Origin of the sequence: Brevundimonas naejangsanensis (assembly GCF_000635915.2) — a bacterium.
GTDB lineage: Bacteria > Pseudomonadota > Alphaproteobacteria > Caulobacterales > Caulobacteraceae > Brevundimonas > Brevundimonas sanguinis.
Map to the genome: position 1 here is coordinate 2,317,860 of NZ_CP015614.1, position 13,796 is coordinate 2,331,655.

General features: G+C 69.7%; 12 protein-coding genes. 4 read left to right on the plus strand and 8 right to left on the minus strand.

Annotated features, from left to right (window positions below; all coding sequences use genetic code 11):
* Window positions 1-51: 51 nt before the first annotated feature.
* From DA69_RS11150 to prmC, 3 genes are all read right to left on the minus strand, one after another.
* Entirely contained in the window at window positions 52-1,398 is a 1,347-nt protein-coding gene (locus DA69_RS11150) for a hybrid sensor histidine kinase/response regulator (RefSeq protein WP_025976902.1), read from the minus strand.
* Between the two features lie 82 nt (window positions 1,399-1,480).
* Window positions 1,481-2,380, minus strand: a complete 900-nt coding sequence (locus DA69_RS11155; protein ID WP_235599151.1) for a DUF4167 domain-containing protein — start codon at window positions 2,378-2,380, stop codon at window positions 1,481-1,483.
* Between the two features lie 276 nt (window positions 2,381-2,656).
* The gene (gene prmC, locus DA69_RS11160) at window positions 2,657-3,565 is read right to left on the minus strand and encodes a peptide chain release factor N(5)-glutamine methyltransferase (RefSeq protein WP_025976904.1); all 909 of its coding nucleotides are present in this window, start codon (window positions 3,563-3,565) and stop codon (window positions 2,657-2,659) included.
* 72 nt (window positions 3,566-3,637) lie between these two features.
* Here prmC and DA69_RS11165 point away from each other — a divergent pair, with 72 nt between their 5' ends.
* A complete protein-coding gene (locus tag DA69_RS11165) occupies window positions 3,638-4,912 on the plus strand; it encodes a YihY/virulence factor BrkB family protein (RefSeq protein WP_025976905.1) in 1,275 nt (424 codons plus the stop codon).
* A gap of 10 nt (window positions 4,913-4,922) precedes the next feature.
* Here the strand turns inward: DA69_RS11165 and prfA are convergent, their stop codons facing one another.
* Window positions 4,923-5,990: a peptide chain release factor 1 gene (prfA, locus tag DA69_RS11170; protein WP_025976906.1), complete on the minus strand. Its 1,068-nt coding sequence runs from the start codon at window positions 5,988-5,990 to the stop codon at window positions 4,923-4,925.
* Between the two features lie 198 nt (window positions 5,991-6,188).
* On the opposite strand from prfA, the gene DA69_RS11175 reads away from it, so the two are divergent.
* The 3 genes from DA69_RS11175 (at window position 6,189) to DA69_RS11185 (ending at window position 8,422) form a co-directional block, all read left to right on the plus strand.
* Window positions 6,189-6,806 (plus strand): response regulator, encoded by a 618-nt coding sequence (locus tag DA69_RS11175; protein ID WP_025976907.1) that lies wholly within the window; start codon window positions 6,189-6,191, stop codon window positions 6,804-6,806.
* A gap of 86 nt (window positions 6,807-6,892) precedes the next feature.
* Window positions 6,893-7,663: a sulfite exporter TauE/SafE family protein gene (locus DA69_RS11180; RefSeq protein WP_025976908.1), complete on the plus strand. Its 771-nt coding sequence runs from the start codon at window positions 6,893-6,895 to the stop codon at window positions 7,661-7,663.
* A gap of 66 nt (window positions 7,664-7,729) precedes the next feature.
* The gene (locus DA69_RS11185) at window positions 7,730-8,422 is read left to right on the plus strand and encodes a hypothetical protein (protein WP_025976909.1); all 693 of its coding nucleotides are present in this window, start codon (window positions 7,730-7,732) and stop codon (window positions 8,420-8,422) included.
* A 3-nt stretch (window positions 8,423-8,425) separates the two neighbouring features.
* Here the strand turns inward: DA69_RS11185 and DA69_RS11190 are convergent, their stop codons facing one another.
* From DA69_RS11190 to ptsP, 4 genes are all read right to left on the minus strand, one after another.
* Window positions 8,426-9,022 (minus strand): glutathione S-transferase N-terminal domain-containing protein, encoded by a 597-nt coding sequence (locus tag DA69_RS11190; protein ID WP_025976910.1) that lies wholly within the window; start codon window positions 9,020-9,022, stop codon window positions 8,426-8,428.
* A 2-nt stretch (window positions 9,023-9,024) separates the two neighbouring features.
* Window positions 9,025-10,179, minus strand: coding sequence for a flavodoxin-dependent (E)-4-hydroxy-3-methylbut-2-enyl-diphosphate synthase (gene ispG, locus DA69_RS11195; RefSeq protein ID WP_025976911.1), 1,155 nt, complete (start codon window positions 10,177-10,179; stop codon window positions 9,025-9,027).
* Window positions 10,180-10,259: 80 nt separating this feature from the next.
* On the minus strand, window positions 10,260-11,390 hold the full coding sequence (locus DA69_RS11200) for a helix-turn-helix domain-containing protein (RefSeq protein ID WP_025976912.1): 1,131 nt from the start codon (window positions 11,388-11,390) through the stop codon (window positions 10,260-10,262).
* A gap of 98 nt (window positions 11,391-11,488) precedes the next feature.
* Window positions 11,489-13,768 carry a phosphoenolpyruvate--protein phosphotransferase gene (gene ptsP / locus DA69_RS11205; RefSeq protein WP_025976913.1) on the minus strand — a complete coding sequence of 760 codons (2,280 nt, stop codon included), beginning with the start codon at window positions 13,766-13,768 and terminating at the stop codon, window positions 11,489-11,491.
* Window positions 13,769-13,796: the final 28 nt, after the last annotated feature.

A 13,796-nucleotide genomic window follows, 5' to 3' on the forward strand; every position in this document is an offset into this window, starting at 1 on the left:
CATTTCTCTAGGAAGCCGTCGCAGCCCTCCGCGTCAACCCTGAGCCGCGACTTATGAAGCGGCGCGCATCGCCGGCGGTCCGCTGAGGGCGCGCGTCAACGCCTGCGCCAACCCCGTCACGGAGACCGGGCGGTGCAGCACCTCGGCCACGTCCGCGGCCCTGGAAACCTCAGGATCCGAACTGACGCCCAGCACGGGGGTGGAGCGCATCGCCGGGTCCGTCCGCAGGTCCGTCAGGAAGGCCGCGCCGCCGTCCGTCGCCAGATCCAGATCGAGCACCACTGCGTCCGGCCGCAGGTCGCGCGCCATCGCCGCACCCTTGGCCGCGCAGTCCGCGACATGAAGCTGCAAGCCGCCGAAGTCCTGCACCAGGCGTCGCATCAGGGCGACGGCGGCCTTGTCCCTGGCGACATACAGGACCACGCCGTGCGGCAACCGCGACAGCTCCGGCAACAGGCGATCCGCATTCGGCGCCCCATCCGTCGAAGCCGCGTCGGCGGCAGGCAGGCTGATGATGAAGGCGGCGCCCCGCCCCTCGGCGCTGACGCCTTCGAGACGGCCTTGCATGGCTTGCAACTGGGTCCTGGCGGCGGCCAGTCCCGGCCAGGATGAGCGGGCGCCCTCTTCGCCGACAGCGGCGATGGCGTGGGCGGCGAGCGGCTGGAACAGGGTTTCAAGCTGCGCCGACGACAGGCCCGGACCGTTGTCGCGAACCGTCACCTGGACCTCGCCGCCAAGACGGCGCGCCTGAATCTCCACAAAGCCGCCGGGGTCGCTGCGGCGCACCGCACCCGCGATCACATCGGCGAAGACGCGCATCAGGCGTTCCGGATCCACCATCGCGGTCAGCCCGGCCTGAGGCTCGGGCAGGGCCAGCGACACCTTGGCCGCCTCGGCATCCTGAAGCAGGGGCAGGCAGGCGCGGTGCGCCAGCAACAGGGGATCGACGCGTTGAAGCCGGCCCGTCGCCGGCCGTTCGGCCTCGGCCAGGGCGCTCAAGCCCTCCACCAGCGTCAGCAGGCGCGTCGCCGCTTCGCCGATGCGTTCGGCCGCCTGCCGTTGGCGATGGCTGAGCGGCTCGCCCCCTGCGTTCAGCCGCAGCAGATCGGAAAAGCCCAGCACGCCCTCCAGCGGCGTGCGCATCTGGCGACTGACGACGCGGATCAGATCGGCATGGCGACGACGGCCCTGAAAGGCCTCTTCTTCAGCACGCAGGCGCGCCGCATCGGACTGCGTCAGCGCGGCCTCGAGCTGGGCGACGCGGCGACGGGCGCCTTCCAGCTGGCCGTCATGAAGACGCTGGACCGCGCCGATGCGTCGATGCGCTCGGAAAGACAGCCGGACCCCGGCGACGCCTGTCGCCAGACAGAGAGCGACTACAAAGACGAGCAATTCCATCACCCTTCCTCCCATAGAGAGGAGGATGACGACGAAAGGTTGTATTTTTCTGTAGGCGCAACCTTTACGGGTTAAGCGGGTCTCAGCCTTCTTCGTCCGTGGCGACCGCATCGGCCTTGCGGCGGGTGCGACGCTTGGGCGCGGGGGCCGGTTCATCCTCGGCGGAGGCCGCTTCTTCGGCCGCGATCGGCCGCGTCAGAAAGCCCGGCAGGGCGGCGGCGTCATCGGTCGGTTGAGCCGCATCGTCCTCGGCCGCCGCACGCGCACGTCGCGGAGCGCGAGGCGCGCGAGGCGCACGCTCGACCGGGGCTTCTTCAACCACGGCCGGCGCCTCGGCGCTCTGAATCGGCTGGTCCTCGCCCGGCGCCGAATCTTCGCCAGAGGCCGCAGCGTCGCCTTCGCCTTCATTGTTCTCGAAGCGGCGGTTGCGCTCCTCACGCCGGCGCTCCCAGCGCTCCCGGCGCGTTTCGCGGCGGCCGCCCTCGCGGCCTTCGGCGTCGGCGCCGTTGTCCGATCCCTCGCGGTCACGGTCACGGTCGCGATCGCGCTCACGGTCGCGGTTGGCCTCGCGGTCGGCGCGCTCGGCCTGGCGGCGCGCCTCGTCTTCTACACGGCGCTCCTCGGCTTGCTGAGCGGCGATGATCGCGGCGGCCTGAGCGCCCGATTCGTCCTCGAAATCGATGTCGAAGCCTTGGCCCGCCAGTTCGCGCTGGGCGATCTCGCTGACCGGGCGTTGCGGCTGAAGCGCGCGCAGGACGCGGAAATAGTGTTCGGCGTGCTGGGTGTAGTTCTCCGCCAGGACGCGGTCGCCAGCGGCTGCGGCGTCGCGCGCCAGCTGCATATAGCGTTCATAGACGGTCTGGGCGTTGCCCCGGACCTTGATGTTCTCAGGACCTTGCGAGTCCCACGAACGGTTCGGATTGGTGGCGTTGGCGTTGTTGCCGCCGCCGGGCTTCCGGTTGCGTCCGCGCTGACGCTTCATGCCCTTGAAATCTCTCATCGGAGCTTACCGTGCTGGTGCGGGCCGCCGTCGAAGAAGACGGGCGGGACCCTGTTCGTCGTTCCGTTCGTTCGGGGCCTATCCCCGGTGCGAGCTTTTCGGAAAACCGTGCGTTCCCCGTGGTCCGCCGCGTCCGTCTGAGGGGCGCGACCGTCACTGGACCCGGACGCGCTTAAGCGAGCAAACCTGCCCGAAAAGGATGCGTTGGGATGGGAACAACACGGACTTAGCGCGCGGCGCGCCGCTTTCCAAGGGTTTTTATTGCAGCGGCGCTTCGATCTCGGGGATGGGGCCCACGCGGGGGTCCGGACCGTTGGTCACGACGCGGTCGCGATCCGCCAGGTCCTTGACCACCTTGACGTCGGTGAAGCCGGCCGCCTCGAACAGGGCCTTGACCGCCTCGCCCTGGTCCCAGCCGATCTCGACGGCGAAGACGCCTTCGGGGCGCAGGATGCGGGCGATCTCGGGCGCCAGGTCGCGATAGGGCTGCAGCCCGTCCGGCCCGCCGTCCAAAGCCAGATGAGGGTCGTGCTCGCGCACCTCGGGGTCCAGGCCGGCGATGTCGCCGGTCGGAATATAGGGCGGGTTGGACACCACCAGATCGAAGCTGGCGTCGGCGAAACCCGCCGCCCAGTCCGTTCGCATGAAGGTGCAGCGGTTGTTCAGGTCCAGATTGGCCGCGTTCTCGCGCGCCACGGCGATGGCCTCGGTCGAGATGTCGGTGCCGACGCCGCGCGCGCCGCGCCGCTCGGCAAGGGCCGCCAGCAGGATGGCGCCCGACCCGGTGCCCAGATCAGCCATCTCGAAGGTCGAGTGCGGCGGAAAGGCGCGCACGATGACGTCCACCACCGTCTCGGTGTCCGGGCGCGGGCTCAGCACGTCGGGGGTGACGTTCAGCATGATCTTCCAGAAGCCCTTGCGGCCCAGGATGCGCGACACCGGCTCGCGGCGCAGGCGACGATCGACCATGGCGTCCAGCGCGCGGGTTTGCTCTTCGCTGAGAGCGCGATAGGGATCGGTCAGGATGTCGACGCGCCCCGCCCCGGTCGCCGCCTCAAGCAGCAGGCGGGCGTCGATGGAGGGGCTGTCGATGCCGGCGGCCTTCAGGCGGGCCTGCGCGCCTTTCCAGGCGGTCAGCAGGGTCGGTCGGGTGTTCTGATCGGGCATTCCCGGTGATTGGGGTCTGCGGCGCGCGATTTCAAGACGGAACGGCATCGCAGCGTAGCCGTTGAGGGGCGAATGGGGATTCACGACCTGCTCAAATCGAACCGTCGCCGTTCAAGGCGTCGCCCGTCTCATTCCTCGACGAGAGGCGGCGGCGGCCTGGTGCGTTATCTGGCGGCTGCGGCCGGCGGGCTGGCGACCGGAGCCACCGCCGCCCACCTGCTCTATACGCAAGGCCATCGCTTCGGCCTTGAGCTGCGGCCGGCGCGCCCCGACGTCCTGCCGCCGCGCGATCCGACGCCCGAGGACTATGACGCCAAGGAGCCGGGACGCGGTCGCCTGGCCCAGCGGCCGTTGCAAATCCCGCACAAGGGCTGGGTCGATATCCTGTGGCGCACGGTGATGGGCTATTTCGGCGACCGGGTCGGCTTCGTGGCGGGGGGCGTGACCTTCTTCATGCTGCTGGCGCTGTTCCCGACGCTGGGCGCCTTCGTCACCATCTACGGCCTGTTCGCCGATCCGACCGACGCCTGGGGCCAGCTCAGCTTCCTCTATGAGATTCTGCCCTCGAACGTAGCGCAGTTCCTGGGGGCTGAGATGACGCGGCTGGCGGGCAATTCCACCGGCCAGCTGACCTTCACCCTGGTGTGGACCCTGCTGCTGACGCTGTTGGCGGCGAACGGGGGCATCAAGACGCTCTTCTACGGCTTGAATCTCGCCTATCACGAGGTCGAGCGGCGCAACATCGTGGTCTACAACCTGATGTGCATGGCCTTCACCGTCTCGGCGATGGCGGCGGTGCTGCTGAGTTCGGCTCTGGTGGTCGGCGTGCCCTTGGTGCTGGCGGTGTTCGGGCTTCAAGACGAATGGGCCTATCTGGCCCCCTTGCGCTGGCCCCTGCTGTTCTTCGGCTATGTCGGCGCGCTGGCCCTGATCTACCGGCTGGGGCCGAGCCGGGCGCGGGCGCGGTGGCGCTGGCTGACGCCGGGCGCCCTGTTCGCAGCGACGATGAGCCTGCTGGTCTCCTTCCTGTTCAGCTGGTTCCTGACCAATTTCGTGCGCACCGATTCCTACGGCCCGCTGGCGGCGGCCATGGGTTTCCTGCTGTGGACCTGGTTCTCGGTGCAGGTGATCCTGATGGGCGCGCGTCTGAACGCCGAGATCGAACACCAGACGGCCCAGGATACGACCATCGGCCCGCCCCTGCCCATCGGCGAGCGGGGCGCGGTGATGGCCGATTCCGTCGGGGCCCGACGCGGCAACCCCGCCGCCCTGGCCTATACGCTGAAATACGCCGAGAGCCTGGGCGACCGGGTGCTGAAGCGAGGCGCCCGCAAGAGACGGCGCTGAGGCCGGCCCCTTAAGCGAACTCAGCTTCCAGATCGGCCAGGCGAGCGGCCTGATCCTCGGCGATCAGGGCGTCAAGCAAAGGGGCCAGGTCGCCTTCCAGAATCTGCGGCAGGCTGTGCAGGGTCAGGCCGATGCGGTGATCAGTCACGCGCCCTTGCGGGAAGTTGTAGGTGCGAATGCGCTCGGACCGGTCGCCCGAGCCTACCTGAGACTTGCGCGCGTCGGACCGAGCGGCGTCCTTGGCCTGGCGCTGCATGTCGTACAGGCGGATGCGCAGGTTTTTCATCGCCTTGTCCCGGTTCACGTGCTGCGACTTCTCCGACGAAGTGGCGACGATGCCGGTGGGCAGGTGGGTGATGCGCACCGCCGAATCCGTTTTGTTGACGTGCTGGCCGCCCGAGCCGGAGGCGCGGAAGGTGTCGATGCGGATGTCCTTGTCCAGGATCTCGATCTCGACGTCCTCGACCTCGGGCAGGACGGCGACCGTGGCCGCCGAGGTGTGGATGCGTCCGCCCGCCTCGGTGGTCGGCACGCGCTGGACGCGGTGGACGCCGCTTTCAAACTTCAGACGACCGAACACGCCTTCGCCGCTGACGGTGGCGATGATTTCCTTGAAGCCGCCCGCATCGCCCTCGGTGGCGCTGTCGATCTCGACGCGCCAGCCGCGCGTGGAGGCGTAGCGCGAATACATGCGGAACAGGTCGCCCGCGAACAGCGCCGCCTCATCTCCGCCGGTGCCGGCGCGCACTTCAAGCACGGCCGAGGCGTTTTCATCGGCGTCGCGCGGCGCCAGCAGCAGGGCGACCTCGCGCTCCAGTTCCGGCAGGCGTGCGGTCAGGGCGTCCAGTTCATCGGCGGCCAGGGCGGCCATTTCCGGGTCGGCGGCCATGGCTTTCAGGTCTTCGATCTCGGCGCGGGCGCGCGCCAGCGCCTGAACCGCATCGGCCACGGGCTTGAGCTCGGCGTGCTCTTTCGACAGGCGCACGATCTCGGCGCCGTCCGTGGCGGCGCCCATCCGGGCCTCCACCTGATGGAAGCGGTCGAGCACCTGATCGAGCCGGGCCTGGGGCAGTCGCAACGGCGTGTCCTTGCAGAGGAAAACGAGGGCGGAGCCTTACCCGCGCCGCCGCGCCGTGTCGATAAAAACGCCTCTACACGCGATCATGGAGCGATTGTGAACCGCCGTCACAAACCCGTCAGCTCGGTTTCTTCGGACCTGCAAGCGCCCTAGCTCCACCTCGACTTTAAAGGGCTGGAACGGAAGTGGAGACAGGGCATGACACATCAAAAACCTCCTGAAGGGGCGCCGGTGGGCATCACGCCGGGCGCCGATGTCGCGCGCCTGTGCGCGCTCTACGACGGCCTGCTGACGCCGGGCTCACCTGCCATAAGTCCCGCCGCCGAAAAGGAATTGAAGGCGCTCGCCAACATCTTCGACCTGGACGCCGAGCGGCCCGCCGCCGAACTGTGGCCCTATGTCCGCGCGGTCCTGGTGCGGCAGGCGCCGCCGGAGCCGGCGGCGGCCTCCACGCCGGTCGAGCCCCGCACCGTCCTGCTGGTCGAGGACGACGCCGACGCCGCCGCCGACCTGACCGAGGCGCTGGACGCCGCCGGACATCGCGTGATCGGCCCCTTCCACAGCGCCGAAGCGGCCGAGGCGGCGACCGCCCTGCACGCCATCGACCTGGCCCTGCTGGACATCAATCTGTCGGGCGAGGCGACCGGCGTCGACCTGGCGCGCAAGCTGAAATCGCGCTGGGGCATGCCGGTCATCTTCCTGTCGGGCGACGTCACGGCGGCGGCGCACAACGCCGAGTTGGCCGCCGCCATGGTGATCAAACCCTACAGCGGGCGCGACGTGCTGGACGCCATCGCCCGGCTGGAGGGGGCCTGACGCCCAGCAGGGGCCCTCGCGCAGGCCATTGCCAGACCGGCTGCGACCTGCGCCTGATGGTCCGTGATCCCCGGCTGAGGCGCTGAATGGAAACCTTCTTCCTGTTTCTGCTGGTCGGCGTCCTGGCCCAGGCGGTCGATGGGGCGCTCGGCATGGCCTATGGAGTCATCTCGTCGTCCGTCCTTCTGGCGCTGGGGGTGCCCCCGGCCACGGCGTCGGCCAGCGTTCACGCCGCCGAAGTCTTCACCACCGCCGCCTCGGCGGGCAGCCACGCCTGGCACAAGAACGTCGAATGGCGGCTGATGGCGCCGCTGGCCGTCGCCGGGGTGATCGGCGGGGTGCTGGGCGCCTATGTGCTGACCGGGCTGGAAGCGGCGGTGATCAAGCCTTTCATCGTCGCCTATCTGGCCCTGATCGGGGTGTGGATTCTGTGGCGGGCCGGGCACGATATTCCGCATCGTCGCCTGCCCGCCTGGATCACCGGGCCGCTGGGACTGGTCGGCGGCTTTCTGGACGCGATCGGCGGCGGAGGCTGGGGGCCGACCGTCTCCTCGACCCTGGTCGGCGCCGGGCACGAGCCGCGCAAGGCCATCGGCACGGTCAACACGGCCGAGTTCTTCCTGACCGTCGCCGTCTCGGCCACTTTCGTCTGGGCCCTGGTCACCGGCCACTGGGAAGAAGCCGGGGCCCTTCAGAATCACGCCGCCGCTGTGGGCGGACTGGTCGTCGGCGGGCTGATCGCCGCCCCCTTCGCCGGCCTGATCGTCAAGAAGGTGCCGCGCAAGGTGCTGACCTATGCCGTCGGCGGCCTCTTGATCGTGCTGGCGGCGTTCCAGGGCTATCAGCTCCTGACCTAACGCGGGTCATTGACAGCCGATCGCGCGGCTGGCCGACTGTCCCTACACTAGGCCGGGGGGCGACGAATGCGCGTATGGATGATCGGCGTCATGGTCGGGGGACTGGTGTCCGGCTGCGCCTCGACGCAGACGATCCCGCCGCAGATCGAACAGATCGATCAGCCCGCTCTCGGCGCCGTCGCCGCCATCGAAGTGGGCGAGGCGGCGGTCGCGACAGGACGGGGCGGAAGCCTGCCGGGTCTGGCCCTGGCCAATGAGCTGAGCTGGGGCGACGGGGTGCTGAGAAAACGCTTCACCGTCGCGCCGGGCCGACTAGCGGCGCGCCAGAGCGACGTCCGCCACATCTATTATTTTTCCGACAGGATGACTGCCCGCGATCCGCTGTTCGGAACGGCGCCCTATGCCTCCGGCGGGCTGTGCCGCGCCAAGGACGGCTCAGGCCCGGTGCGCGGCTTCATCACGCCGGGCCAGTGCGTCCTGACCTGGAACGCGACGCCCCAGGTGCGCGATATCCGTATCGAAGAGGCCGACGAGGGCGCGCGGCGACGCGAGCTGATCTACCACGGCCGCGCCGACGGCAAGGTGCGCTTCCTCTATCGCGAGACGATGGGCGACAGCGCGCCCCAGACCCAGAGCCTCGACTATGACCTGGCCCACAGCGCGGTGATCGGCTTTCGCGGCGCCCGGCTGGAGGTTCTGGAGGCGGACAACACCCGTCTGCGTTACCGCTTTCTGGCCCCGTTCGACGGGGACGACTGAGCCTCAGACGGGATAGGTGTCGATGAAGCTGGGCCGCTGCTCCAGCGCCGTCTGCAGGGCGACCAGGTTCGGGCGCCCGGTCTTCCAGTCGTAGTCCGGGTGGCGGAAGCCGATCCAGGTGACGGCGACGCCCGCCGTCAGCACGCCCATGTCCAGCGCCTCGGCGTCCGGCGCGGCGGCTTCCAGCGCGTCCAGGGCGCGGCCCATATTGACGGTCCAGCGCTCGATCCAGGACGCCGAGCGCTCCTGCTCCGGGCGGCGCTTCTCCAGCACCAGTTTGACGCCCATCTCGAGCGCGGCGTTGCCGAGCGTCTCCAGCCGCTTGACCCGCAGACGCTCTGCGCCTTCCGGCGGCAGCAGGCGCGGGCCGGCGCCCAGGGCGTCCAGGTATTCAGCGATCACCGGGCTGTCGTTCAGCGGCAGGCCGTCCTCGGCGATCAGGGTCGGCACCTGCACCACCGGATTGGTCGACAGCAGCTCCGGCGCATTGCCGTAGGGATCGACGACGATCTCCTCGATACGGTCGGCCAGACCCTTTTCACGGGCGACGATGCGCACCTTGCGCGCGAAGGGCGACGGGGTGGTGATGTAGAGTTTCATGATTACTCGGCGGCGTTGAGGGCGGCGGGAGCCGCGCGGGCGGCGTCCAGTTCGGCGGCCTTGGCTTCGACCTGGGCGACGATCTCCTCGATCATGCCGTCGTTGGCCTGTTTGTGGGCGATCTTGCCGTTCAGATAGACCATGCCCGCCCCCTTGCCGCCGCCGGTGAAGCCGACGTCGGTATAGAGGGCCTCGCCCGGCCCGTTGACGACGCAGCCGATGATCGACAGCGACATGGCGGTCGAGATGTGCGCCAGCCGCTCTTCCAGAATCCCCACCGTCTCGATGACGTTGAAGCCCTGACGGGCGCACGACGGGCAGGCGATGATGTTCACCCCCCGGTGACGCAGGCCCAGCGACTTGAGGATGTCGAAACCGACCTTGATCTCTTCGACCGGATCGGCGGCCAGGGACACGCGGATGGTGTCGCCGATGCCCGACCACAGCATATTGCCCATGCCGATGGCCGATTTGATCGTACCGGTGCGCAGCGGCCCCGCCTCGGTCACGCCCAGGTGCAGGGGGCAGTCGATGGCGTCGGCCAGCTGCTGATAGGCGGCGACCGTCAGGAAGGGGTCGGACGCCTTCACCGAAATCTTGAACTCGTGGAAGTCCAGGTCCTGCAGGATGCGGGCGTGGTTCAGGGCGCTTTCGACCATAGCGTCGGGGCAGGGCTCGCCGTATTTCTCCAGCAACTCCTTCTCAAGCGACCCGGCGTTGACGCCGATGCGCATGGAGCAGCCGTGGTCGCGGGCGGCCTGAACGACCTCCTTGACCCGCTCGATCGAGCCGATGTTGCCGGGGTTGATGCGCAGGCAGGCGGCGCCCGCCTGGGCCGCCTCGATGCCCCGGCGGTAATGGAAATGGATGTCGGCCACCAGCGGCACGCGGGCCTCGCGCGCAATGGTCCTGAAGGCCGCCGTGGACTCCTCATCCGGGCAAGAGACTCGGACGATGTCGGCCCCGGCCTCCTCCAGCTGACGAATCTGCTCCAGCGTCGCCGCCGCATCGGCGGTCGGCGTATTGGTCATCGACTGGACGCTGATCGGCGCGCCCCCGCCGACGGGAACGGAGCCGACCATGATCTGGCGGCTCTTGCGGCGCTCGATGTGGCGCCAGGGGCGGACGTGGCCGAGTTCTGAACTGTGGTCGCTCATGACGCCGTACACATAGGACAGGAGGGACGGCAAAACCACGACAGACGACGAAAGATCGTCGTCGCAGTCAAAGGATCAGATCAGGCGGCGGGCGGCTGGGCGACCGGGGCAGCGGCAGGCTGATACGGCTGCGGTCCCGGCGCCGTCGCTGCGGCGGCCGCCGCAGCGGCCTGGGCGGCGCGGGCGCGGGCCTCGACGGCGGCGGCGGCGCGCGCCTCGGATTCGCGCGCGGCGGCCTGGGCGCGATTGTTCAGCGTGCCCAGCGGCGACTGAGGCGCGGGCAGGACGCCGCCATGCTCGCCGTTCAGATAGACGTCGAACGCCTCCGGATCGGGCGTGTCGATGGTCGCCGACAGGCCGGGCGGCGCGCGCCAGGCTTCGCCCGCCGCCAGTTGGCGCGCGAACAGGATGCGGCCGTCGCCCTGACGGATAACCAGGATGGCGGGTTTGCGGGCCTGAAGCGTGACCTGCGACACCGTGGCCGAGGCGCCGTAGATGGCGCCGCGCGGGTTGAAGGCGGCCTGCACCGGCGGGGCCGGCGGCGGCGCGGCGTTGGGGTCGTCCGGGTCGATGCCGGTCAGCTGCGCCTCCAGGCCCGGCGTGATGTACATGGCCGGCGTGGTCTGATCCGGCGGGGCGGCCCGGGGGGCGCCGAGGTAGAGGGCGCGGTCGCGCTGGCGGTCGGCCTGCTCGGCCCAGTCCTTGGGCACGGCGACCAGATCCGACGGGTGCGGCGCCTCGATGCGGTTCAGACGCTGAAACACGTTCCAGCCGACCACCACCGCCAGAAAGGCGCCGATGACGCCCAGGATCTTGGGCGAGTTCTGGCGCATCTGCTGCAAGGCGGCGCCCGTCGGCGGCTGCAACGGCACGGCCGCATCGGGATATTCCTGCTTGAACCGCTCGACCGCGTTCAGCTCGTCCAGCCCCAAGGCGCCCGCATAGGCGCGCACATAGCCCATCGAGAAGATGCGCGACGGCAGGGCGGCGTACTCAGCCTGCTCCAGCGCCGTCAGGAAACGCGGATGCACCCGCGTCATGGTCGAAAGCTGGGCCATCGACAGGCCCGAGGCCAGACGCGCGGCGCGCAAAGTCGCGCCCAGGGAATCATCCGAGGGATCTTCCGGCGCCGGCTGGGGCGTCGGCTCAGGGGTCTGATCCAGCGTCGCGTCGGCGTCGAAGTCGAACGCGGCTTGCCGATCCTGGTCCATAGGGTCGGGGTTCCGTCACGCCAGGCGGCCGTGCGCCCGTCATCCCCGCTTAGACGAGGCGAGGAGCGCGGGCAACGCGGGAAAGCGGCGCAGCTTTCCTAGACTTCCACGTTCAGCTTGCGCGCCAGCGACTCGATCTCGCCGCGCACCGACCCGGCTGAGGAGCCGAGCAGGACGTTCATGCCGCGCCGAGCGGCGTTCAGATCGGCCGACAGGATCATGCGCTTGACAGGCCCCACCCCGCCCGCGGGGGCGGACAGGCGGCTGTAGCCCAGGGTGATCAGGGCGAAGGCCTCCAGCGGGCGGCCCGCCAGTTCGCCGCAGACGGAGACCGGCGTGGCGCTGTCGGCGCACTTCTGCTGGATCTCGGCCAGGGCGCGCAGGAAGGGCGGCGACAGGGCGTCATAACGCTCGGACACCCGCGGGTTCGTGCGGTCGGAGGCGAACATATACTGCATCAGGTCGTTGGTGCCGATCGAGACGAAGTCGGTCAGCGGCAGCAGGGCGTCCAGGTGCCACAGCAGGCTGGGGCACTCGATCATGGCCCCGACGCGCAGCAGGGACGGCAGCGGGCGCCCCCGGCGCCGCGCCCAGTCGCATTCAATGTCGACCAGTTCGCGCGCGGCCCTGAACTCGTCCACCGTGGCGATCATCGGGAACATGACGCGCAGTTCGCGCCCGGCGGCGGCGGTCAGCAGGGCGCGCAGCTGCATCCTCAGCAGGGCCGGACGATCCAGCCCCAGACGGATGGCGCGCCGCCCCAGCGCCGGGTTCTCCTCGCGCTCATTGTCCAGATAGGGCAGGACCTTGTCGCCGCCGATATCCAGCGTGCGGAAGGTGACCGGCCGATCGCCCGCCGCATCCAGCACCAGCTTGTAGAGCGCCGTCTGCGAGTCCAGGCGCGGCAGTTCGTCCGAGACCATGAACTGGAACTCGGTGCGGAACAGGCCGATGCCCTCAGCCCCGGTGGCGTCCAGATTCTCCAGATCCACCGCCAGACCGGCGTTGGTCAGCAGCACGATGCGTTTGCCGTCCTTGGTGACGGCGGGGGTGTCGCGCAGTTGGTCGAACTCGGCGCGTTGCTGGGCGCGCACGGCCATGCGGCTCTCGACCGCCGCCAGCATGTCCGGACGCGGCCGCAGATAGGCCTCGCCCGTCTCGCCGTCGACGATCACCTGATCGCCCTCGGTCAGGCGGTCGCGCAGGCCCTGAAGGCGGCCGACGCAAGGGATCTGCAGGGCGCGCGCGACAATGGCCGCGTGGGCGGCGGCGGAGCCCTCTTCCAGCAGCAGGCCGCGCAGCTTGTGGCGCGGATATTCCAGCAGGTCCGCCGGACCCAGATTCTTGGCCACCAGGATCGCGTCGTCGGGCAGGTCGCGCTGGCCCGGATGGTCGCCCGCCATCAGACGCAGCAGGCGGTTGGCCAGGTCCTCGAAGTCGTGCAGCCGCTCGCGGATGTAGGGGTCGCGCGCGTTGGCGAAGCGGGCGCGGTGCTCGTTGCGGACGCGGTCGACGGCGGCCTCGGCCGTCAGGCCAGAGCGCACCGCCTCCTCCAGCGACCGGTTCCAGCCCCGGTCGTCGGCGAACATGCGATAGGTCTCCAGCACCTCATAGGGGGTGCCGCCCAGCTTGCCCTGACTGCCTTCCAGCAGGGCGTCGATGCTGGTGCGCAGACCGTCCAGCGCCGCCTTCAGGCGGACCTCCTCGGCGACCGGGTCGTCGGCCAGAAGCTGTTCGGGCGCGATCGGCGCCTCGTGCAGCACCGCCCGACCGAAGGACAGGCCTTCGGCGAACTTCTGTCCCCGCAGCCGTTCGGGCCGATGAGGCGCCACCTCGACGTCGCGCAACTCCTCCAGCGCCAGCAGCTCGCCCGAGGCCACCGTCTCGGCCAGGACCATGGCGATGGTCTGGATGTCCTCGATCTCTTCCTCGTCATAGCGACGAGCGGCGCGGTTCTGGACGACCAGGACGCCGATGGCCCGGCCGCCGCGCAGCAGGGGCGCGCCGAGGAAGGCGTGATAGGGGTCTTCGCCCGTTTCCGGCCGGTAGGAGAAGCTGGGGTGCGACTGGGCGTCCGACAGGCTCAGCGGCTCGGCCGTGCGGGCCACCTCGCCGACCAGCCCCTCGCCGGGGCGCAGGCGGGTGTTATGGACGGCCTCGGGGTTCAGCCCCTCGGTGGCGAACAGCTCCAGCTCGCCCGAGGCGCGCCGCAGATAGATGGAGCAGACCTCGGCCACCATGGAGCGGGCGATGATCCGCACCACCATGTTCAGCCGGGTCTGGGCCGGCGCGCCGCCCCCCGGCCCGGCCAGGGCCTCGCGGATCTGGCGCAACAGGAGGCGTGGCCCCCTCGCCGTCACTGCTGCGCCCTTTACCATGGTCTCTCCCGCCTAACCGTCCGATCCG